Raw genomic sequence first — 20,697 nt, forward strand, 5'->3', positions numbered from 1 at the left:
CGTTCCCTGAGCCTGTCGAAGGGGCCCCAGTCTCCACCCCGTTCCCTGAGCCTGTCGAAGGGCCGCGCTGTCACCGCCGTTCCCTGAGCCTGTCGAAGGGCTGCCGCGCATCGACTCGGCGCATATGCATTCACAATCGCTGCTGAGGGTGCCTTCGCGCCGAGTCGATCTGGGAGGCCCGATCGACTCGGCGAAGATGCACCTTCACGAGGCGAGGAGGGTGCGTTCGCGCCGAGTGGATTCGCGATCCCTTCGACAAGCTCAGGGAACGAGGGTGGTCAGGGAGCGCCATTCGTAACACGCATGAAACGCACGTTCCGTAGAATCGAAGCCTGAAACAGGTGAATCATTCTCAGCGAAAGCGGTCAGCTCATCTCCCTCTCGTCACTGCCCCAGCCCATCAACCCGCCCCAGCGACTCCTTATGGGACCGGGGCCGATCAACGCCGACCCGCGAGTGCTGCGCGCCATGTCTGCGCAACTCGTGGGCCAGTACGACCCGGCGATGACGGCCTACATGAACGAGACCATGGAGCTCTACCGCGGAGTCTTCAAGACCGCGAATGAGCAGACGCTCGTGGTCGACGGCACCTCGCGGGCCGGCATCGAGGCCGCGCTCGTCTCGCTGATCGAGCCCGGCGACCGCGTGCTGGTTCCCATCTTCGGCCGCTTCGGCCACCTGCTGCGCGAGATCGCGGAGCGCTGCGGCGCCGAGGTGCACGTCATCGAGGTTCCCTGGGGCGAGGTCTTCGCGCCCGAGGCCATCGAGGCAGCGATCATCGAGGTGCAACCCTCGCTGCTCGCGGTCGTGCACGGCGACACCTCCACCACGGTTGCGCAGCCGCTCGACGAGCTCGGTGCCATCTGTGCGCAGCACGGCGTGCTCTTCTACACCGATGTCACCGCCTCGCTCGCGGGCAACACCATCGAGACGGATGCCTGGGGCATCGACGCCGTCACCGCGGGCCTCCAGAAATGCCTGGCCGGGCCCTCCGGTTCGGCTCCCGCCACGTTCTCGGCGAAGGCGGTCGAGCGCATCGTCGCGCGCAAGAGCATCGAGGCGGGAATCCGCGAGGCGGGCGACGCGGTCACCGCGCATCCGATCCGTTCCAACTACTTCGACCTCGCGATGATCTTCGACTACTGGGGCCCGAAGCGGCTCAACCACCACACCGAGGCCACGACCATGCTCTACGGGGCACGCGAGTGCGCCCGCCTGCTGGTCGACGAGGGCATGGAAAACGCCGTCGAACGGCACCGCCTGCACGGCTCGGCCATGCTCGCCGGTGTGCAGGGACTCGGCCTCGCGGTGTTCGGCGACCTCGCCCACAAGATGAACAACGTCGTGGCCGTCATGATCCCCGACGGGGTCAACGGCGACGCCGTGCGCGGCGAGTTGCTGAACGACTTCGGCATCGAGATCGGCACCTCCTTCGGCCCGCTGCACGGCAAGGTCTGGCGCATCGGAACGATGGGCTACAACGCCCGCCGCGACACCGTGCTCACGACGCTCGCCGCCCTCGAGGCCGTGCTGCGCCGGGCAGGCGCATCCGTGACCCCCGGCGGCGGAGTCGGGGCGGCCTACGAGATCTACGCCGACGCCGACCGGGCCGTTCGGGCGTCGTCGGGAGCCGGCGCATGACGCAGCCCGACTCGACCAGCGCGCACGCCATCCTCGAGCGCTGCGACGAACTCGCCACTTACTCCTCGATGGAGGACGGGCTCATCGAGCGCGTGTACCTCTCGCCCCAGCACGCGGCGGTCAATGCCCTCGCCGGTCGCTGGATGACCGAGGCGGGCATGACCACCTGGCAGGATGCCGCCGGCAACCAGTGCGGTCGGCTCGAGGGCGCGACCCCCGGCCTGCCCGCGCTGCTGCTCGGATCGCACCTCGACACCGTCCCCTCGGCCGGACGCTACGACGGAATCCTCGGCGTCTTGTCCGCCATCGCCGTGGTCGACCGCATCCGCTCGTCGGGGCGCACGCTTCCGTTCGCCCTCGAGGTCGTGGCGTTCGGCGACGAGGAGGGCACCCGCTTCGGCCGCGCCCTGCTCGGCAGCCGCGCGCTCGCGGGCACCTGGCTCGACGAGTGGTGGCAGCTCGAAGACGAAGACGGGGTGTCGTTGCGCGACGCGTATGTGCATTTCGGCCTCGATCCGGATGCCGTGGGCGAGGCCGCGCGGTCGCGCGGAGATTTCGTGGGCTACCTCGAGACCCACATCGAGCAGGGGCCGTACCTCGAAGACGAGAACAAGGCGCTGGGCGTCGTCTCGTCGATCGCCGGAGCGCGCCGCTTTCTGCTCACGATCACCGGCCAGGCGGGCCACTCGGGAACGCCCTACGAGCGTCGCCGCGACGCCCTCGCGGGTGCGGCCGAGGCCATCACCACCATCGAGCGCATCGCCCGCTCGGCCCAGCTCATCGCCACGGTGGGCCACCTCGAGGTGTTCCCCGACGCGGTCAACGTGATTCCCGGAAAGGTCGAGTTCAGCCTCGACCTGCGCGGCGAGTACGACACCGAGCGCGACAAGGTGTGGCTGCAGATCGAGGAGGCCATTCTCGAGATCTGTCAGCGACGACGGCTGCGGCTCACGAGCATCCAGACCCACTCGGCCAAGGCGGCCGTCTGCGCGCGCCGGCTGCGCGATGCGATCTCCGACGGCATCCGGTCGACGGGCGACACACGACCCATGTCGCTGTTCTCGCGCGCCGGCCACGACGCCATGGCCATCGCCGAGATCGCCGACATCGGCATGATCTTCGTGCGCTGCAAGGGCGGCGTGAGCCACAATCCCGAAGAGCACGTCACCGAGGCCGACGTGGCGAAGGCGCTCGACGCGTTCGAGGCCACCGTTCTGCGGCTCGCCGACGGCTACGAGGGGTAGTCCATGATCGCGGCCGCGCCCACGATCGGGCAGCGCATCGACGCGCAGTACGGCGCCCTGTCCCGACAGGAGCAGCGTGCCGCCGACTTCATCCTCGATCACCTCGGCGACCTTGCCGTGTACAACGCCACCGAGCTCGCGAAGCTCAGCGGGGTGTCGAAGGCCACGGTGTCGAGGCTGTTCCGCCGGCTCGGGTTCTCGGATTCGGCCGAGGTGCGCGAGCACGCCCGCGGTCTGCGCAGTCAGGGTGCACCCCTCGGGGGAATCGGCGCCGCCGCGGGCACCCCGTCGGCTCTCGCTGCGCACGCCGTGCAAGAGCAAGAGAACTTGCAGAAGCTCCTGGCCGGCCTCGACGACGGGCGACTGGATGCCGCGGCCCGGCTCATCGCGGGCGCCGGCGAGGTCGTGCTGATCGGCCTGCGCAACAGCTACCCGCTCGCGCTGCACTTGCGGCAGCAGCTCGCGCAGGCTCGCGATCGGGTGCGGCTGGCGCCCGTTCCCGGGCAGTCGCTGGGGGAGGACATCGCGGCTCTGGGCTCGCGCGACGTTGTCGTACTCGTGGGCTTCCGCCGCCGCCCCTCGGGGTTCGGGCTGATCATGCAGACGCTCAGGGAGCGCGGCGTTCCCGTGATCCTCATCTCGGACTCGTCGGCTCGCCGGCACGCTGAGGGCGCCGCGTACTGGCTGGAGTGCCCCGTCGACAGCGTCTCGGCGTTCGACAGCTATGCGGCAGCCATGAGCCTGGTGAACCTGCTCGCGAGCGGGGTGCTCGGCGTCGATGTGCGCGATGGACGGACCCGCATCGCGTCGATCACCGGCGTGTACGACGCCCTCGACGAGCTCGAAACCCCCTGGTAGGACTCTCGATCTGTGCTCGGCTCGGCGCTAACGGAGCACGTTCTTAGCGACACGCCGACGCTTCACGGCTGACGCGCCGCGAGGATGTCGATCTGTGCTCCGTTAGCGTCGGGGTCAGCGGGTCGCTGCCGCCAGCATGTCGGTGATCTCCGCTACCGTGCCGCGCGGGCCGTAGGCCGGAGTACCCGGCTCGACGCGCCAGCTGTTCGCCAGCGAACCGTCGTCGACGACGTCGAAGCCGAATCCGTCGATGAGGCTGGAGACGATGGTCTTCGCATCGCCGTTGTCGCTGGAGATCACGAGCGCCCGACGGTTCTCTGTGCGGGGGGCCTGTGCCTCGGAGGTGAGCTTCGCCGCCTCGATGTGGTTGAACGCCTTGACGACCTTCGACGTGGGCAGGTGCTTCTGCAGGAGCCCGGCCGACGTGGTCGACTTGGAGTCGAGCTCGGCGATGTTGCCGTCGCGCTGCGGGTAGTAGTTGTTGGTGTCGATCACGATCTTGCCGGCGAGCGGCTCCACGGGAACCGACTCGTAGGCCTTCAACGGGATCGTCACGATCACGAGGTCTCCGGCCTTGGCCGCCTCTTCGGCAGTGGCCGCTCGCGCCTTGGGGCCGAGCTCCTCGACGAGCGCGCTGAGGGTCTCGGGGCCGCGCGAGTTGCTGATGACGACGTCGTAGCCGCTGGCGATGCTGAGGCGCGCCAGCTGGCTGCCGATATGTCCGGCCCCGATGAGGCCGATGGTCGTGATTCCGGGAATAGTCATGACCGGATCAACGCACGTACCCCGCCGAGGATTCCTGTTGTCAGGCGAAGCTCAGCAGCCGGTCCATCAGCAGAGGAGCGTACGGCCGGTCGAGTTCGAGCACCACCCGCACGTGGGCGCCTCGCTGCGGCGGGTAGCCGTTGTAGACGCCGCGCATGTCGCAGATCGTCTGTCCGCGCCCCGGCCCGTCCGTCGCATCCACCGTCACCCGCACCAGCGGGGCGAGGGTCGGAACGATCTCACCCGTGCTGATCGCCACGGCCAGCGGATCGTGCAGAGCCGAGCACGGCCTGCCGAAGACCGATACGTAGAAGTCGAAGTAGACACCGAGCATGTCGGCCAGCATCGGCGCGATCGCGCCGGGCGCCGAGCGCAGCCGTTCGCGGTCGTCGGCCTCGATGAGCTCGCCCATGGTCACGTCGAGTCCGACCATCGTGATGGTCCAAGGGGCATCGAACACGATCTCGGCCGCGTGCGGGTCGTTGATGATGTTCGCCTCGGCGACGGGTGAGGCGTTGCCGGGAACCAGCGCGGCGCCGCCCATGATCGTAAGATCTCCGATCAGTTCGGGAAGGCGAGGTTCTAGTTCGAGCGCGAGGGCCAGGTTGGTGAGCGGTCCGATGGCGATGACCCGAAGCTCGCCCGGGTACTCGCGGGCCATGCGCACGATGAACTCGGGCCCGGATTCGGAGAGCGGATCAACGTGCGACTCGGGAAGCTGAACGCCGCCGATGCCGTTGTCTCCGTGGATGTGCGGCACCCCGCCGTCGAACTCCGCCATGCGGAAGTGGTGCGCACCGATGGCCACGGGCACGTCGGTGCGGCCGGCGAGCGAGAGCAGCCGCAGCGTGTTGTCGGCAGCCTGCGCCGCCGAGGTATTTCCCGAAACGGTCGAGACGCCTACGAGGTTCACGTCGGGGTCGCTCAGCAGGTGGAACAGGGCGAGCGCGTCGTCGACCCCGGTGTCGCAATCGAGCAGGTAGGGGCGTGCGGGCATCGGGTTTCCTCCACAGGATCGGGCTGGGGCTTCCTTCGATTATGGCGCGGCGGCGCGGGCGTCTCAGACCGCGGTATCGTCGGGCGTATCGACGTCGACGCCCGATCCCAGGTCGGAGCAGTCGACCAGTCGCACCCCGTGCGCCACGAGGTAGGGGCGCGCCCCGACGTCGCCGGTCACGCTCTCGGCAAGCGCCTCCCAGTGGTCGCGGCCGATGACCACCGGATGCCCAGGGCGACCCGAGAAAACGGCCTGGCGCAGGGTGTGGCGACCCACGGCATCCGGCTCGGGCGCGATCAGCCGCCGCACCTCGGCGGGGCCGAGCGACGGCACGTCGACGGTGACGATCGCGACGGCGACGGGTGCGGACTCGGATGCGGGCTCGTACTCGAGGGCTCTCGCGGCGGTGAGGCCACGACGCAGCGACGCGGCCATGCCCGTCTGCCAGTCTTCGGCGCGCACCACGTGAACCGATCCGTTGTGTATGAAGGAGCGCTCGACCAGAGCCTCGGCCTCGTCGGCTGCGGCGCCGAGAACGACGATGACGGGGGAGCATCCGCCCGCGAGCAGGCTGCGCACGGCGTTCGCGAGCCACGACGTGCCATCGGCGGACTCGACGAGCGCCTTCGGTCGGCCGAAGCGTATGCCGCCGCCTGCCGCGAGCACGATTCCCGCGACGGGTGCGGGTGCGTTCGACATGGCCTCATCGTACGGCTCGCGGTGGAGCCGCCGAATAGAATTCAGGTGTCGCCCGCGAACGACCGCGGGGCGCATTCTGCCCGAAAGGCCGACCAATGAATGACCTCTCCGTCGACCATCTGCGCGTCGACCTGCGCGCCTGCCTGGCTGTTCCGCGGTGGATCGACGAGGTCGCGGAGCAGGCTCCGTTCGCCTCTGTCGACGATCTGCTCGAGGCCGGTCGAACGGCCGCGAACCCGCTGACTCCCGACGAGGTCGAGGCGGCGCTCGCCGATCATCCGCGCATCGGCGACAAGCCGGAGGGTGAGGGTGCGGCGCAGGCCTTCTCCCGCTCGGAGCAGGCGTCGCTCGATGACGACGACGCCGAGACCGCGGCGGCCATCGCCGAGGGCAACGCTCTGTACGAGAAGCGGTTCGACCGCGTGTTCCTCATCCGCGCGGCGGGACGCAGCCGCGGCGAGATCCTCGCCGAGCTGAACCGTCGCATCCGCCTCGACGACGACGAGGAGTTCACCATCGTCGAGCAGCAGCTGCGCGAGATCGCCCTGCTCCGACTCGAGAAGACGTTCACCGAGCGCGGCATCGAGCCCGCCGAATGAGCGCGCGCAGCCACATCACCAGCCACGTGCTCGACGCGGCCACGGGAACGCCGGCGACTGGTGTGCCGGTCACGCTGTCGCACCTCTCTGCCGACGGCTGGGTCACTCTCGCCGAGGCGGTGACGGACGCCGACGGCCGGGTCTCGCAGTTCGGTCCCGAGACCGTGCCGGCCGGCCGGTACCGGGTGACGTTCGATACGCAGGCGTACTTCGCGTCGCTGGGGCAGACAGCATTCTATCCCGAGGTGCAGGTGGTGTTCGAGCTGTCCGAGGTCGACGCGCACTATCACGTGCCGCTTCTGCTGAGCCCGTTCGCGTATTCGACGTACCGCGGCAGCTGAGGGAGGCGCGCGTTCGAGCGCGCCTCCGGCGGGCAGGCGCGCGCTCGCCGACCGCGCGTTCGCCCGCTAAGGGCGCGCTCGGCGAGGTGAGGCGAGGCGAGACGGCACGGCACGACGCGCGAACTACTCCGGCGACACAGCCCGCCTGCCCTGCACGAACGTGCCCACGATCGCCGGCTCGCGCAGCCCCATGAGCAGCGCGAACAGCTCCCGGTCGGTGTCGACCTGATCGTCGTCGGCACGAACCCGCCCCTCGAGCAGCATCGCGAGCGGCTCCCAGCGTGCCGGGTCGATCAGCAGAAAGTCGGCGTCTTTGCCCACGTCGAGGTTGCCGAAGCGCTCCTCCATGTCGAGCGCCCGAGCCCCGGCGAGAGTGCCCGTGAACAGCAGCTCGGCCGGATGAAGCGACACGCTCGCCTCGCCGGGCTCGCTGATGTGCACCTTGAACGCGTCGTTGAGCACCCTCGAGATGAGCCACTCGTCGCCCGCGCCCACGTCGGTTCCGAGGGCCACGGTCACACCCGAACCGGTCGTGCGCGTCCACGGCATCGTGCCCGATCCGAGGAACTGTTGCGAGGTCGGGCAGTGCGCGATCGACGATCCGGTCGCCGCGAGCCGAGCCAGCTCGTCGTCGGTGCAGTGCACCGCGTGCGCGAAGATGCTGCGCCGCCCGAGCAGCGTCGAACCGCCCACCTGCGACCCCGGCAAGAACTTGCCGTCGTACGTGTCGAGGTAGCTGCCCGTCTCGTACACGGCCTTGACCGCGGCGATCTCGCCGCCGACGGCGCTGTCGTTCTCGCTCAGATGACTGTGGAAGTACACGCCCGCGGAGCGCACCTCGTCGTACAGCTCGCCGAGCGCACGCAGCGTCTCGCGCGTGACCGACAGGCTGAACCGCGGCACGATCGCGACCTGGATGCGCGCCGTCGCCGCATCGCCGGTATCGACGGCGTGCCACCTCGAGATCTCATCGCGCACGAGCGCGATCGCCTCGGCCTCGCCGGTGATCAGCGCGCCCGCCGACTCCGGCCCCACGGTCTGGATGCCGCGGCCCGACACCACGCGAAGCCCGGCATCCCGCGTGGTGCGGAAGAGGGCATCCTGAGCGTGCGGAAAGGCGGAGCCGAAGACCATGGCGGCCGTTGTGCCGGCGGCGACGCGGCGACGCGTGAAGTCGCGCGCAATGCGCTCGGCGAATTCGGGATCGGCGAGCCGCGACTCGGCAGGGAAGATGCAGTTGTCGAGCCACTCGAGCAGCTGGCCGCCGCCGTACGAATCGGTGGAGTACGTCTGCGGAAAGTGCACGTGCGCGTCGACGAAGCCCGGCACGATGTAGCCGCCCCTGTTGTCGACGACGGATGCGCCGGCGAACGTCGACGGCAGCTCGGCGGCAGCGCCAATCCATTCGATCGTGCCGGCATCAGACACGACCAGCGCGCCGTCGGGAAGCGACACGAGGTGCTCCCGCGCATCCACAACATTGGGGGAGCCGGAGACGTGAAAGATGTGCCCCCGGTAGATGGTGCTCACGGGCGGTCTACGCGAGGTTCGCCGCGGGTGTCCACGCGGGTCCGGCATCCGGCGCGTCGTCGCGCATGACGGTGGCCTGGATGAGCCCGTAAGGGCGGTCGTCGGCGTGGAACACCTCGTTGTTGTTCTCGACCCCGAAGGTCTCGAGGTTGTAGAGGAAGTGGTGCTTGTTGGGGGCGGAGAACTTGATCTCGGCGATGAACGGGTACTCCTCGAGCACGGCCTTGCCCATCTCGTAGAGCGTCTGCTGCAGGGCCAGCGAATGCAGCGTGGCGAACTGGGCGATGAGAATGCGCTTCACTCCGGCGTACACGGCGTTCCAGTCGACCTCGGTCTCGGTGAACCGCCACTGCGCGACGAGGGCCGTGGCCATCACGCGGTCGGTGGTCGGCTCGAGGCGCGTGTACTCGTCTTCGAGGAATCCGTGGAACTCGCTGCCCGTCGACTTGAGGATCACGAAGTCATTGAGCCCGCCGATGACCCACGTCTTCTGTTCTGCGCCTTTTCCCTCGACCGTGATGGAGGCGGTGCGCACCTCCTGGCCGAGGCGCACGAAGGTGTGCTCGTGCTCCACACCATCGACAATCGCGTGCTCCCATGCATACTCCTCGATCTCGATGCGGGCGCCCTCCACGGGAACGACGTCGTCGACGAAATGGCGGGCCAGCTCGAGCCCGTACGCCTCGATCGACTCGATGCCCTTCTCCTTGGCGTAGGAGTAGGCGGTCTGCTTCTGCGTGTCGGTGGGCAGCACCTGCGACTGGTCGCCCACGAGGTGTGCGGCCGAGAAGTCTCCGCGCAGGGCCGTCGACACGTTCAGGTCACGGATCTCGTGACGCGCGCTGTCACGCGTGATGCGCACGACGCGGTTCTCCGCCTTGCCGTACTGGTTGGGTCCGAGAACGATTGCCATGGGTGAACTCCTGCTGTCGAGAAAGGGTGGGTGTCGTCGGGGTCAGACGCGTGAGAGCAGTCGACCGGTGGGGGTGGATGCGGGCGCGTCGTCGACGGCGCCTGACGTGTAGACCGGCACGCCGGCCAGCCACGTGACGGCGACCAGGCCGGTGAGCTCGGAGCCGTCGAAGGCCGAGACCTTGTTCTTGTGCAGCAGTGCGTCGGCGCTCGCGGTGAAGGCGGCCTCCGGGGCGAACGCCACGAGGTCGGCGTCGGCTCCCACCTCGATGCGGCCCTTCTGCGCGAGGCCGGCGAAGCGGGCGGTCTTGGTGGACATCCACTCGACGACGGTCTCGAGCGGGATGCCGCGTGCCTTCGCGCCTGTCCACACGGCGCTGAAGCTGAGCTGCAGGCCCGAGATTCCGCCCCAGGCGAGCTGGAAGTCGCCGTCGTGGGCGAACTTGAGCTCTTTCGTCGAGGGGGAGTGGTCGGAGGCGACGATGTCGATCAGCCCCGACTCGAGCGCCTGCCACAGCAGCTCGCGGTTGCCCGCGTCGCGGATCGGCGGGCAGCACTTGAACTGCGTGCCGCCGTCGGGGATGCCCTCGGCCGAGAAGCTGAGGTAGTGCGGACAGGTCTCCACCGTGATCGGCAGACCCTCGGCCTTGGCCGCCTCGATCTGCGGCAGGGCGCGGGCGCTCGAGAGGTGCAGGATGTGTGCGCGGACGCCGGTGGAGCGCACGGCCTCGATGATGTGCGCGATGGCGTCTTCCTCGGCGAGGTCGGGGCGGCTCGAGACGAAATCGAGGTAGTCGGGGCCCCCGTGGCTCTCGGCATTCTCCGACATCGCCTTCTCCAGCACCGCCGGGTCCTCGGCGTGCACGATGAGCAGGCCGCCGAACTCGGAGATCTCGAGCGCGGCGGCGAACAGCTGCTCGGTCTCGAGGTGGGGGAACTCGTCGACCCCGGAGGGCGAGAGGAACGCCTTGAACCCGAACACACCGGCGTCGTGAACGGACTTCAACGATCCGAGGCTCGAGGGGATGGCGCCGCCCCAGAACCCGACGTCGACGCTGGCCTGGGGAGCGGCCGCCTGGCGCTTCAGCTCGAGCGCCTCGACGGTAGTGGTGGGCGGGATGCTGTTGAGCGGCATGTCGATGATGGTGGTCACGCCTCCGGCCGCGGCGGCGCGGGTCGCGCTGGCGAACCCCTCCCAGTCGGTGCGCCCGGGTTCGTTCACGTGCACGTGGGTATCGACGATGCCGGGAATGAGAACCTGGTCGTCGGGCAGGGTGACCGTCTCTGCGGCGTCGAACGGGGCATCCAGCTCGGCGATCGCCACGATCACGCCGCCGGCCGTGGCGACCGACGCGGGGCGGAACTCGCCATCGATGAGCACCTTCTCGGCCCTCACGACCAGGTCGTACTGTTCTGCCATGGTGTCGTGATCTCCTCGTTCGTCGGTGGTTCTATCGACGGATCAAGCCTACTGACGGGGCCCGATCCGCCGAGGCGGGTTCGGAAACACCCGTGTTACACGCCGGAGCTAACATGAAATGTTCGCACCCCCGAAGATGAAACTCGTCGGGCCTGCGACTCTTCGGAAGGACCCTCGTGGAATCGCTTCTCACCCCTGCCGCCGCCCACGCGGGCTGCCCCAAGAACATGGAGTACGGGCCGTGCGGAGGGGTCGACTTCGACGGCAGCTGCGAGGTGGCCGACTTCCGCTGCGTCTTTCTCGGCGACCCCCTCGTGACCTGGCACGGCGCAGTGCCGTCCGAGCCCGACGTCGTGCCGCGCTCATCCGGCGCCACAGAGATGATGGCGCTGATGGACACACGCCCGATCGTCGTCGCCGATTTTCCTGCACGGGCGATGGATGCGGAATCGCTGGCAGAGTGCGCTTCCCTGCTCGCCGGCCCCGTCGACGCGGCGCTCGCGGGCGACCACGGCAAAGCGCGCGTGCAGTTCTCGCCCAGCTACCGGGCGTCGCTCATTCGCGCTGCCGGGCTGCAGGTGTGGACGGGCATCAACTGTCGCGACCGCAACCGCGTTGCCATCGAGGGCGAGCTCGCGGGCCTGGCGCATGTCGGCGTCGCCGGGGTGCACTGCGTGACCGGCGACCACACCCTGCTCGGCTCCCGCCCCGACGCCGCGCCGGTCTTCGACCTCGACTCGCCGCAGGTCGCCGCCCTCGCGCGGGCCGCCGGCCACCTCGTCTCGGTGGGGGAGTCGCCGACCACGCCGCCCGTCGAGCTCCGGGCGGCGCGACTGCTCGAGAAGACGCGCGCGGGCGCCGACGTCTGCTTCGTGAACCACTGCGGGGGTGTGGATGCCGTGGGCCGGTTCGTGCGCGAATCGCACGACCTCGGCGTGACGGCCCGGTTCATCCCGTGTGTGCCGATGGTCACGGATCACGCGAGTGCGCAGCTGTTGCGGTCGTTCACCACGCTCGTGCTTCCGGAGGGGTATCTCGACCGCATCCTGTCGGCCGCGGATCCGCGCGAGGAGGGCATCCGGGCGGCCGTGGAACTGGGCCTCGAGCTGCTGGAGATCGAGGGCGTGGCGGGAGTGAACCTCTCGGGCGGAGCGGGACCGGGCCGCGAGGCGGAGTTCGCGATCGTGCTGGCAGAGACGGCGCAGCGCCTGGCCCTGTGACGCTCGGTCGTTTCGTCACGCCGGGGCCGCTTTTGTGCACGAATACCTCCAATCGTGCAGAGGTGGCGTGCGCAAATGGAGGCATTCGGGCACAGTCACCGCCGCTCTTCCATTCCTGTCCCTTGTCGAGGCACGCCGATCTATCCACAGGCGGCGGATCCTGCGCCGCTAATGCCGGGGTGACCCGGTTGGCTGTGGTCATGGATACCCCCTCGCCTGACGATCCCCTCGTTTTCGCTCGCGATGTGCGGAAGACAGGAGAGAATCCGAACTCACTGACTCGGGCTGTTCGACGCAACGAGCTCGCACGCATCGCTCCGGGCAGCTACATGTCACGTCAGCACTGGGACGCGCTGAACGAGATTCAGAGAACGACGCAGCGGGCACGCGCTGCGTCGGAGCGATGGAAGTCGGCGCCTGTCTTCTCTCACTGGACCGCAGCCGCGATCCACGGGATACCTTTGATCGGCGCGTGGCCCACCCGAATTCATGTCATTGTCGAGCGAGACTCCTCGGTGCGTTCGCGCGGGGAGATCGTTCGCCATGCGGTCGGGGTGAATCCGGATGACGTCGTGCTTATCGATGGAATGCTCGTGACCTCGGTGGCCCGCACTGTCCTCGATCTCGCCGTCGATGCCACGTTCATGTCGGCCGTTACCGCTGCGGACTTCGCCCTGTGTCATAGGAGGGAGGCGCGGATCGAGAAGCCTGCGCTCGACGAGATGTGGGAAAGACGACTGCCTTTTCGTGGCCACGTCCGTGCTCGACGGGTGTTGGACTTCGCCACGCACCTTGCGGAGAGTCCTTTGGAGTCGGGCAGCCGAGTGAACATGCACCTGCTGGGATTTCCGGCGCCCGAGTTGCAGGTTGAGTGGCGCGACTACCGAGGACTCATCGGATACAGCGACTTCTTCTGGCGCGCGTTCAATCGTGTGGGCGAGGCAGACGGACGCGCCAAGTACTTCGACGACGCGCTGACCCGCGGCAAATCGCTCAAACAGATCCTCTTTGACGAGAAGATTCGTGAGGATCGGATACGCGCTCTCGGTCCGGGCTTCTCACGATGGGACTGGGACATCGGAATGAACCCGCGCCGGCTGAAGCCGTTCCTGCTTGCGGCTGGGCTTCCGATCGTGCCGCGGCGGTGACCGTGCCCGAATACCTCCATTCGTGCAGTGGAAGCGAGCGCAAATGAAGGTATTCGGGCACGAAAGCACTCCCAGGCGAGGGTCAGCCGGGGAGGGTGGCCGTGCTCCAGGTGCCGTCGGCCGCGCGGCGGTACTCGGTGCGGCGGCTCGCCGTGAGCGGGGTCCCGTTCCAGAACGTGATGCGCGTGGGCTCGATCACGAAACCGAGCCAGGTGTCGGGCGGGGTCAGGGTGCCGTCTGGGTGCGCGGCGTCGAACTCGGCCCACGCCTCCTCCCGCTCGCCCGTCGGGCGCAGCGCGAACTCGGGAGAGTTGAGCCACGCCAGCAGCTGCAGGTAGCGGGAGCGGCGCGCGTACGCGACGCTCTCCTCCTCGGCCGACGCCCGCCGAGCGACGCCCTGCACCGTCAGCTGCCGGAGCTCCGCCGGCCACGCGATCGAGAACGCCACCTCGGCGTGGGCCGCGATGTCGGCGACCTTGCGGGAGCGCGAGTCGGTGTGCACGAAGAAGCCCCCCTCATCGAATTCGCTGAGCAGCACGCTGCGCGAATCCGGGCGCCCCTCGGCGTCGACCGTGGCCAGCGCGATCAACGGACGCGCGTGGTCGTCGTTCGTCGGCAGCCACTCGGTCAGCACGGCGAACGCGTCGGCAGGGATCACCGCGGCGGCCGGAGCCGGGTCGGTCGAGGTCACGCCGACGGTCCGGCGGGGTCGAAGCGCGCGATCTCGGCGAACGCCGCCGCGGCCTGCGCCACGGAGTGCTCGAACAGCGCCGCGCCGTACGCCGCGTTGGCGGCGGTCGGGTCGCCCAGCACGCCGTCGGTTCCGAAGTCGTTCGACAGCCAGCCGAACGACACGGGCTTCTTGAACCCGATGTGTTCGAAGTCGGCCAGATGCTCGGGAACGCTGCGCTGTGCCAGCGACAGATCGACCAGGTCGGGGCGGATGTGCATGATGAGCGACGTCTCGCTGTGGCCGCCATGGATGCCGAGGCCCAGCTCGTCGGGCCCGTCGCCCGTGCCGTCGGCCATGGGAGGCACGATCGGTCCGAGCAGGAACGTCTGCAGCCCGAAGCGGCGGCGCAGCTCGCGGCAGGCGACCTGCAGCAGGGCGAGGTTGCCTCCGTGTCCGTTGAAGAACGCCACCTTGTTCGCGGGCGTGGCCGCGATCGAGTTGCCGAGGTCGACGATGGTGTTCATCATCGTCTCCCACGTGAGCCACATGGTTCCGGATGCCCAGTGGTGCTCGTCGCTCTTGGTGTAGGCGAGGGTGGGAAGGATCCACGCGTCGACGCCCTGCCAGGCCGCGCGTTCGACGGCGGCGTTCGCGATCGCATCCGCGAGCAGGTAGTCGGTCATCAGCGGAAGGTGCGAGCCGTGATGCTCGATCGCGCCCGTGGGGATGACGACGACGGAGTCGGCGTCGAGCGCGGCGGTGGCGGCGGGACCGGACAGCTCGACGAGCTTGCGCGTGCCCAGGTCGTTCACGACCGCGTCGTTCGCATGCGCGCCGCTCATGCGTCGGCTCCGACAGTCGGCTTGCCCTGCAGCTTGCCCGGGTTGAGGAGTCCCTGCGGGTCGGTGGTCTCGGCGAGGGCGAGCGTGCGCTCGACCTCGTGGTCGACGAACCAGATGTGCGGGTTGTGCACGCCGACGCCGATCGCGGCGAGCTTGCCGAAGCCCTCGTAGACCTTCTCGGCGCTCTCGTAGATACCCGCGAGCATGCCGATCGGGCGGTTCCTCTGGGCTTCGATGTGCAGCATGCCGCCGGGGTACACGGCGTGCACCTCGTCGATGCGGTCGACGAGGGCGTCGCCCGCGACCTCGATGTGGAAGTACTTTCCCGGGTCGCTCTTCTGCAGCCACTCGATCGGGTGGTTGTACGAGATCATGCTCAGCTTCATGGCGGTCTGGGCCCCCTCGCGCACCTCCTCGACGCGGCCGCCCGCGGCCTCGATGAGAGCGGTCGCGGCCGGAACAGCTGCGATGTCGATGATCGCTCGCAGGCTCGCCCGGTCTTTCGGGATGCCCGGGTCGGCCGGAAGGGCGTTGGCCAGAACCGGGAGGTCGGCCGACACGAGTCGCGGCGTCGGCTCGAGCCGCCCGATCTCGCGGATCACCGAGATGGCCTCGTTGAACGTGTCGAAACTGGCGAACAGGCCGCGCCAGTCCTGCAGCGGCTCGAGGGCGATCGTCGCCTGCGCGATGATCCCCGCGGTGCCGTAGGTGTGCACATAGGGCTGCGCCTCGTCGCCGTCGACGTGCACGAGCTGCGCATCCGCCGCTGCGTGCACCACGTCGAGCGCGAGCACAAAGCCCTCGTGGTTGGAGCCGTGGGCGATCGACCCGGTGCCGCCGGAGCCGCCGGAGAGGAAGCCGCCGATCGAGGACTGGGCCGTCGACGGATACATGAGGATCTGCTGGCCCGACTCACGGGCGGCCTGCTCGATCGTGACGATCGGGGTGCCTGCGAGCGCGGTGAGGAACCCGTTTCCGACCTCCACCACCCCGCGCAGCTTCGACAGGTCGAGCACGAGGCCGTTCTCGATCGGAATGGCCTGTCCGTAGTTGCCCGTGCCCTTGCCCCGGGGCGTGATTCCCACCGAGTGGCGAACGGCGGCGGCGACGACCTGCGCCACCTGCTCTGCCGTCGTCGGGAACGCGACGATGTCGGCGAGCCCGAGGGGGAGCTGTTCGGTGATGATCGGCGACAGGTACGAGCCGTCGGCCGAGGCCTTCTCGCGGGCTCGCAGTTCGGTCGTCACTCCCCGCTCGCCCAGGATGTCGGTGAGCTCGGCGGCGAGGGAGGTGATGTTCTCGGGCAGATCGGTCATGGTGCAGGTCCTTAGATGGTGCCGAATGGTGATGGCCCTGCGCCTGCCGTCCGACGCCCACACGAGGTGAGCGTCGGACGGCAGGCGGAGGGCCGACGGTGGTGCAGTCGCGGGTTACTTGAGACCGATGCTCTGGTCGAGGAACTCGTTGGTGAACAGGTCGGCGGGCGTGATGCCCTCGACGGGCGGCGTTCCGAGCTTGGTGAAGATCGGAGTGTCGCTGTCGATGATCTTCTGCACGCGGGCCTCGTCGAAGTCGCCGATGTAGTCGTTGTCGCCGTTGCTGACGAGTCCGAGGTCGATCATGGTCTTCACCGAGTAGTCGGCGACGCCCTCCGAGTAGACCCAGCCGGTGTCGTACTGGTCGACGAGGTCGAGGATCAGCGCGTTCGTGGCGGCCGGGTCGTCGAAGTAGTCGACCTCGGCCTGCTGCAGAACGGGCACGAGTGCGGTGAGGCACGGGCTCAGCTCCTCGAGCTCGCCGGTGCGTACGGTGACCGCGGATGCGTAGATCTGGTAGCCGGCATCGTGGATCAGCTGGAACTTCACCGGCTTGTCCCAGGCGTCGACCTCGTTCTCGTAGATGTAGGGCTCGGCGCTCGCGAAGCCCTGCTGCGCGTCCTTGCCGCCCGAGGCGACGAAGTTGGCGGGCGTGCCGTCGTAGCCGCCGTCGGCCTGGGCCTCGGGCACGATGCCCGCTCCGATGAAGTAGTCCATGTACGCGGCTCCGCCGAAGTACTTGATGACGGCTCCAGCCTTGGTGAGATCGGCGATCGTCTCGACGTCGGGGTACGTCTCCGGATCCCACATGATCATCTGGGGGTTGATCTCCATCGGAGCGAAGACCGCCGTGGTGGGCATGTCGGGCGAGAGCCGGAGCGACTCGTCGGTGTTGGAGTATCCGAGCGTGATGTCGGAGTCGGTGTACATCTGCGAGCTGACCGTCTGGAAGCCGATGGCAGGGCCGCCGGCGCGCACCTCGAGGTTGACGCCCGTGTACTCACCGCTCGAGTACAGCGGACCGGAGACGCTCTTGTTGCTGGCGTCGATCACGGCGTCGTCTCCGAACATGGAGTAAAGGTGGCCGTGCTCCGATTCCGGGTTCCAGTCGGTCTGGATCGTGACGGTCGCCGGGCAGCCGGCTGCGGCCAGGTCGATCGCGCCGATGGTGAGATCCGACGCGGCGTCGGTGGCCGTGTCGGTTCCGCCGGAGGCGCAACCGGTGAGGACCAGTGCGGTTGAGGCGAGAACGCCCGCGGCCATGAGTGACCTCGATCGAGTGATACGCATGTCTTCTCCTTGAGTGATGTGCAGGGTGTGGAGGGTGCTGTTCGGTGCTGTGAACGGGTGCTGCTGAATGACGTGCTGAGTGACCGATGAGTCGAGGGGGCGTGCTGTCGCCCGGCGCCTACTTGCTGTAGTCGTACCACTTGCCGACGGCGAGCTTGCCCAGCCAGCCGAACACGAGGAAGACCACGACGCCGAAGAGCGCCGCCGTGATGATCGCCGCGAAGAGTTCCGGGCCCTGCACGCGCGACTGGTAGTTGCTGATGAGTGCTCCGAGGCCGGGCTCGCCACGACGGAAGAAGAAGTCGCCGACGATGGCGCCGACGACCGCGAGGCCGGCGGAGATGCGCATGCCCGCGAAGATCGCGGGAAGGGCGGCGGGGAACTCGAGCTTCGTCAGCACGGTCCAGCGATTCGCCTTCTGCAGCTGGAACAGCTCGCGCTGGCCCTTGTCGACCGACTGCAGGCCGAACAGGGTGTTCGAGACGATCGGGAACAGCGCGATCAGGATGCAGACGATGACGCGGGCGGGAAAGTCGAAGCCGAACCAGAAACCGATGAGCGGAACGAGCGCGAGGATCGGGATGCACTGCAGGATGACGGCGTAGGGGAAGAGCGAGCGCTCGATCCACCGCGCCTGGCTCATGGCGACGGCCCAGACGAAGCCGATGACGATGGCGATCGCGAGGCCGGTCAGGGCGACGCCGGCCGATCGGGCGAGCGCCTCCATGATGTCTCCGAGCGTCTTCGGGTCGAAGAACGCGTCGGTGAAGATCGTGTGCGGCGGCGGAACGAGGAACGACTGCTTCGGGTCGATGACCACGTAGCTGACGAAGTACCACAGGGCGACGATGACGACGAAGACCAGCACGGGCGGCACCCACGACGGAAAACGTGCGCCTCTGCGTGCGGGCATCTCCGATGCCCGGGAGATGGTTCTGATCTTCGGGTTGCTGGTGGTCACGGGCCCGGTCGGGGGAGCGGTGGTGGTCATGAGTGTCCCTCTCGGAGCGCGTGGGAGACCTCGCCGGCGAGTTCGGCGAACTCGGGAGTGAAGCGGATCTCGGGGTCGCGGGGGTAGGCGAAGGGAACATCGAAGGTCTCGACGATCTTTCCCGGTCGGCCGGACATCACGACGACCCGTGTCGAGAGGTATACGGCCTCGGAGACGGAGTGCGTGATGAAGAGGCCGGCGAACTGCTGCTCGGTGAAGAGCTTGATGAGTTCGTCGTTGAGGCGCTCGCGGGTGATCTCGTCGAGGGCGCCGAACGGCTCGTCGAACAGGAACAGCTCGGGGTCGAGCGTCAGGGAGCGGGCGAGGGAGGCGCGCATGCGCATGCCGCCCGAGAGCGTCTTCGGCAGGTGCTTCTCGAAGCCCTTCAGTCCGACGAGCTCGATGGCCTCGGCGGCCTTGGAGACGCGCGTCTTCTTGGGGATGCCGTTGAGTTCGGCGAGCAGTTCGACGTTCGCCTGCACGGTGCGCCAGGGCAGCAGGGTCGCGTCCTGGAAGACGTAGCCGATGCGCTTGGTCGCCACGTGCGTCTCGCCGGCCGTCGCGGGGGTGAGTCCGGAGGCGATGCGGAGCAGCGTGGACTTGCCGCATCCCGACGGGCCCACCACGGTGACGAACTCGCCTTTCTTGACCGTGAGGTCGACGCCGGAGAGCGCGGTCGTGCCGTTGGGGAACGTCATGGCGACGTCGGAGAAATTGAGAAGCTCGGTCGTCGTTGTGGCCACAGGGGGATCTGTCGTCAGCGTCATTCGGCTCATCACCTCTTTTCGAGAAGGAGTTCGGTCGGCTCGGTGGTTCGAGCCGGGAGGGCTGTGTGGTGCGTGACCTCGCTGAAGGCGACGAGGCGCCCCGCGTGGATCACGTACCGGTCGGCGGGCGCGTTCGCGACCACATCCGCAAGATTGTCGCCGCGCACGGCGAGCAACTCTGCTTTCGCACCGACGGAGACGCCGGCGGGTTCGAGGTTCATCACCGAGCGGGCCCCGGTGCTGACGGCGGCGTACGCCTCGGTCAGGGTGAGGTGTCCGGCGGTGACGAGAAGTGAGGCGGTTTCGAGGGCGTCGCTGCGGCCGACGGGGTTGAACGGGTCGCGCACGTTGTCGGCGCCCGCACCCAGCCGCACCCCGGCATCCAGAAGCCTGCGCACGGCCGTGAGGCCGCGCGGCGTCGACACCGGATGCTGCCAGCCCTGCAGATAGAGATTGGTGATCGGCAGGGTCACGATTCCGATGTCGCTGGCCAGCACCTCGTCGATGACACGATCGAGTTCGCCCTGTTCGAGGGTGCCGAGGCGCACGCAGTGGCCGGCGGTCACGGGCCTCGAGTCGGGCCAGTCGCGCACGGTGCGCGCGAGTTCGGCGAGCGTGTAGCCGCCGGTGAGGCTCTCGTCGGTGTGGATGTCGACGCCGACGCCGCGGGCGGTCGCGATGGCGAGCAGCCTCTGCAGGTCGGCGCTCTGGTCATCGGCCAGATGCGGGGCACCGCCGACGAGGTCGACGCCGAGGTCGAGGGCTGCCTCGACGTCGGCCGTGGGAATCGTGGGCCCGGCGAGGGCGGCGAGCTCGATGTGCATCAGCTCGCTGAGTTCGTCGCGCACCTGAACCAGTGCCTGCACGCCGCGCAGGGGCTCGTCGCCCGACAGCACGTCGACGTGGCAGCGCACCGCGGTGGTTCCGTTCTGCAGCAGCAGCAGGGCTGCCCGGCGGGCGCGGTCGGCGATCGACTCGACACTCATCGTGGCCGAGTAGGTCTTCCACGACTCGATGGCCAGCCCGAGGTCGCCCATGGGCGGTTCGATCAGGTCCCAGGACAGCGCCTTGTCGAGGTGGGCGTGGGGTTCGGCCGGTGCGGTGAGCAGCACGAAGCCCGTCAGATCGAGGGTCTCGGATGCGGCGACCGGCGTGGAGCCGCCCGCCGGACGGATCGCGGTGACCGTGTCGGCGGTGATCTCGACGTCGACGACGGAGCCGTCGTCGAGGGTCGCCGAGCGGAGCAAGGAGATGTCTCTCGGCAGTGCGCTCATTCTGTGCCTCCCGATGAACTTCTGGGGCCCGCGCCGGCCGGTGGTGACTTCACTCTAAGAGGTGGATATTTCGACGACGTAACACGAACATTTCCTCCGGTGACGATGCGAGGAATGCTCGACGCCTGCGGTCTCGCCGGGGCCGTGCGCGAGGTACTGTCTGGAGATAA

At 68.4% G+C, this 20,697-nt stretch carries 20 protein-coding genes; 7 read left to right on the forward strand and 13 right to left on the reverse strand.

From position 1 onward, the window contains the following. The first annotated feature begins 423 nt into the window (after positions 1-423). The 3 genes from ASF51_RS14525 to ASF51_RS14535 are packed head-to-tail and all read left to right on the forward strand — an operon-like array spanning position 424 to position 3,743. Positions 424-1,641: an alanine--glyoxylate aminotransferase family protein gene (locus tag ASF51_RS14525; RefSeq protein WP_082480080.1), complete on the forward strand. Its 1,218-nt coding sequence runs from the start codon at positions 424-426 to the stop codon at positions 1,639-1,641. Further along, entirely contained in the window at positions 1,638-2,885 is a 1,248-nt protein-coding gene (locus ASF51_RS14530) for an allantoate amidohydrolase (RefSeq protein WP_055931331.1), read from the forward strand. Before ASF51_RS14525 ends, ASF51_RS14530 begins: the two co-directional genes overlap by 4 nt. Positions 2,886-2,888: 3 nt before the next feature. Continuing rightward, on the forward strand, positions 2,889-3,743 hold the full coding sequence (locus ASF51_RS14535; RefSeq protein ID WP_055931334.1) for a MurR/RpiR family transcriptional regulator: 855 nt from the start codon (positions 2,889-2,891) through the stop codon (positions 3,741-3,743). A gap of 114 nt (positions 3,744-3,857) precedes the next feature. Here the strand turns inward: ASF51_RS14535 and ASF51_RS14540 are convergent, their stop codons facing one another. The 3 genes from ASF51_RS14540 to ASF51_RS14550 all read right to left on the reverse strand — a co-directional run bounded on the left by ASF51_RS14540 (position 3,858) and on the right by ASF51_RS14550 (position 6,204). Beyond that, positions 3,858-4,493: an NADPH-dependent F420 reductase gene (locus ASF51_RS14540; protein ID WP_055932203.1), complete on the reverse strand. Its 636-nt coding sequence runs from the start codon at positions 4,491-4,493 to the stop codon at positions 3,858-3,860. Positions 4,494-4,548: 55 nt separating this feature from the next. Next, entirely contained in the window at positions 4,549-5,505 is a 957-nt protein-coding gene (locus ASF51_RS14545; RefSeq protein WP_055931337.1) for a nucleoside hydrolase, read from the reverse strand. A 63-nt stretch (positions 5,506-5,568) separates the two neighbouring features. Further along, positions 5,569-6,204: an NTP transferase domain-containing protein gene (locus ASF51_RS14550; RefSeq protein ID WP_055931342.1), complete on the reverse strand. Its 636-nt coding sequence runs from the start codon at positions 6,202-6,204 to the stop codon at positions 5,569-5,571. Positions 6,205-6,299: 95 nt separating this feature from the next. Here ASF51_RS14550 and uraD point away from each other — a divergent pair, with 95 nt between their 5' ends. After that, positions 6,300-6,803, forward strand: a complete 504-nt coding sequence (gene uraD, locus ASF51_RS14555) for a 2-oxo-4-hydroxy-4-carboxy-5-ureidoimidazoline decarboxylase (RefSeq protein WP_055931344.1) — start codon at positions 6,300-6,302, stop codon at positions 6,801-6,803. Continuing rightward, the gene (gene uraH / locus ASF51_RS14560) at positions 6,800-7,144 is read left to right on the forward strand and encodes a hydroxyisourate hydrolase (protein WP_055931346.1); all 345 of its coding nucleotides are present in this window, start codon (positions 6,800-6,802) and stop codon (positions 7,142-7,144) included. The genes uraD and uraH overlap by 4 nt, the downstream gene beginning before the upstream one ends. A gap of 123 nt (positions 7,145-7,267) precedes the next feature. Here uraH and ASF51_RS14565 read toward each other — a convergent pair whose 3' ends face one another. From ASF51_RS14565 to allB, 3 genes are read right to left on the reverse strand one after another with little or no spacing between them, the layout of a single operon-like run. Next, a complete protein-coding gene (locus tag ASF51_RS14565) occupies positions 7,268-8,674 on the reverse strand; it encodes a guanine deaminase (protein ID WP_235497270.1) in 1,407 nt (468 codons plus the stop codon). A 7-nt stretch (positions 8,675-8,681) separates the two neighbouring features. Beyond that, complete coding sequence (gene pucL / locus ASF51_RS14570; RefSeq protein WP_055931356.1) at positions 8,682-9,587, reverse strand: factor-independent urate hydroxylase; 906 nt, start codon at positions 9,585-9,587, stop codon at positions 8,682-8,684. A 42-nt stretch (positions 9,588-9,629) separates the two neighbouring features. Continuing rightward, positions 9,630-11,006 (reverse strand): allantoinase AllB, encoded by a 1,377-nt coding sequence (gene allB, locus ASF51_RS14575; protein ID WP_055931359.1) that lies wholly within the window; start codon positions 11,004-11,006, stop codon positions 9,630-9,632. Between the two features lie 176 nt (positions 11,007-11,182). Between allB and ASF51_RS14580 the strand changes: the two genes are divergently transcribed. Next, entirely contained in the window at positions 11,183-12,226 is a 1,044-nt protein-coding gene (locus ASF51_RS14580; protein WP_055931360.1) for a methylenetetrahydrofolate reductase C-terminal domain-containing protein, read from the forward strand. A 200-nt stretch (positions 12,227-12,426) separates the two neighbouring features. Further along, positions 12,427-13,374: a hypothetical protein gene (locus ASF51_RS14585; RefSeq protein WP_157412176.1), complete on the forward strand. Its 948-nt coding sequence runs from the start codon at positions 12,427-12,429 to the stop codon at positions 13,372-13,374. A gap of 82 nt (positions 13,375-13,456) precedes the next feature. Here the strand turns inward: ASF51_RS14585 and ASF51_RS14590 are convergent, their stop codons facing one another. The 7 genes from ASF51_RS14590 to ASF51_RS14620 all read right to left on the reverse strand — a co-directional run bounded on the left by ASF51_RS14590 (position 13,457) and on the right by ASF51_RS14620 (position 20,527). After that, positions 13,457-14,065: a pyridoxal 5'-phosphate synthase gene (locus tag ASF51_RS14590; RefSeq protein ID WP_055931365.1), complete on the reverse strand. Its 609-nt coding sequence runs from the start codon at positions 14,063-14,065 to the stop codon at positions 13,457-13,459. Next, complete coding sequence (locus ASF51_RS14595; RefSeq protein WP_055931368.1) at positions 14,062-14,889, reverse strand: creatininase family protein; 828 nt, start codon at positions 14,887-14,889, stop codon at positions 14,062-14,064. Before ASF51_RS14595 ends, ASF51_RS14590 begins: the two co-directional genes overlap by 4 nt. After that, entirely contained in the window at positions 14,886-16,205 is a 1,320-nt protein-coding gene (locus ASF51_RS14600) for an FAD-binding oxidoreductase (RefSeq protein WP_055931371.1), read from the reverse strand. Before ASF51_RS14600 ends, ASF51_RS14595 begins: the two co-directional genes overlap by 4 nt. 114 nt (positions 16,206-16,319) lie before the next feature. Then, the gene (locus tag ASF51_RS14605; RefSeq protein WP_157412177.1) at positions 16,320-17,495 is read right to left on the reverse strand and encodes an ABC transporter substrate-binding protein; all 1,176 of its coding nucleotides are present in this window, start codon (positions 17,493-17,495) and stop codon (positions 16,320-16,322) included. A 118-nt stretch (positions 17,496-17,613) separates the two neighbouring features. Then, positions 17,614-18,486, reverse strand: a complete 873-nt coding sequence (locus ASF51_RS14610; protein WP_082480081.1) for an ABC transporter permease — start codon at positions 18,484-18,486, stop codon at positions 17,614-17,616. Beyond that, entirely contained in the window at positions 18,483-19,253 is a 771-nt protein-coding gene (locus ASF51_RS14615; RefSeq protein WP_157412178.1) for an ABC transporter ATP-binding protein, read from the reverse strand. The genes ASF51_RS14610 and ASF51_RS14615 overlap by 4 nt, the downstream gene beginning before the upstream one ends. Positions 19,254-19,261: 8 nt before the next feature. Further along, on the reverse strand, positions 19,262-20,527 hold the full coding sequence (locus tag ASF51_RS14620; protein WP_055931378.1) for an amidohydrolase family protein: 1,266 nt from the start codon (positions 20,525-20,527) through the stop codon (positions 19,262-19,264). Between the last annotated feature and the right edge of the window lie 170 nt (positions 20,528-20,697).

Origin of the sequence: Agreia sp. Leaf283 (genome assembly GCF_001422485.1) — a bacterium.
Classification (GTDB): domain Bacteria; phylum Actinomycetota; class Actinomycetes; order Actinomycetales; family Microbacteriaceae; genus Agreia.

Bases quoted from the DNA above. Each gene is read 5' to 3' on its own strand.
- ASF51_RS14525 (WP_082480080.1), top strand. From the start codon at position 424: ATGGGACCGGGGCCGATCAACGCCGACCCGCGAGTGCTGCGCGCCATG.
- ASF51_RS14530 (WP_055931331.1), top strand. From the start codon at position 1,638: ATGACGCAGCCCGACTCGACCAGCGCGCACGCCATCCTCGAGCGCTGC.
- ASF51_RS14535 (WP_055931334.1), top strand. From the start codon at position 2,889: ATGATCGCGGCCGCGCCCACGATCGGGCAGCGCATCGACGCGCAGTAC.
- ASF51_RS14545 (WP_055931337.1), bottom strand. From the start codon at position 5,505: ATGCCCGCACGCCCCTACCTGCTCGATTGCGACACCGGGGTCGACGAC.
- ASF51_RS14550 (WP_055931342.1), bottom strand. From the start codon at position 6,204: ATGTCGAACGCACCCGCACCCGTCGCGGGAATCGTGCTCGCGGCAGGC.
- uraD (WP_055931344.1), top strand. From the start codon at position 6,300: ATGAATGACCTCTCCGTCGACCATCTGCGCGTCGACCTGCGCGCCTGC.
- uraH (WP_055931346.1), top strand. From the start codon at position 6,800: ATGAGCGCGCGCAGCCACATCACCAGCCACGTGCTCGACGCGGCCACG.
- pucL (WP_055931356.1), bottom strand. From the start codon at position 9,587: ATGGCAATCGTTCTCGGACCCAACCAGTACGGCAAGGCGGAGAACCGC.
- allB (WP_055931359.1), bottom strand. From the start codon at position 11,006: ATGGCAGAACAGTACGACCTGGTCGTGAGGGCCGAGAAGGTGCTCATC.
- ASF51_RS14585 (WP_157412176.1), top strand. From the start codon at position 12,427: ATGGATACCCCCTCGCCTGACGATCCCCTCGTTTTCGCTCGCGATGTG.
- ASF51_RS14595 (WP_055931368.1), bottom strand. From the start codon at position 14,889: ATGAGCGGCGCGCATGCGAACGACGCGGTCGTGAACGACCTGGGCACG.
- ASF51_RS14600 (WP_055931371.1), bottom strand. From the start codon at position 16,205: ATGACCGATCTGCCCGAGAACATCACCTCCCTCGCCGCCGAGCTCACC.
- ASF51_RS14605 (WP_157412177.1), bottom strand. From the start codon at position 17,495: ATGCGTATCACTCGATCGAGGTCACTCATGGCCGCGGGCGTTCTCGCC.
- ASF51_RS14610 (WP_082480081.1), bottom strand. From the start codon at position 18,486: ATGACCACCACCGCTCCCCCGACCGGGCCCGTGACCACCAGCAACCCG.
- ASF51_RS14615 (WP_157412178.1), bottom strand. From the start codon at position 19,253: ATGACGCTGACGACAGATCCCCCTGTGGCCACAACGACGACCGAGCTT.
- ASF51_RS14620 (WP_055931378.1), bottom strand. From the start codon at position 20,527: ATGAGCGCACTGCCGAGAGACATCTCCTTGCTCCGCTCGGCGACCCTC.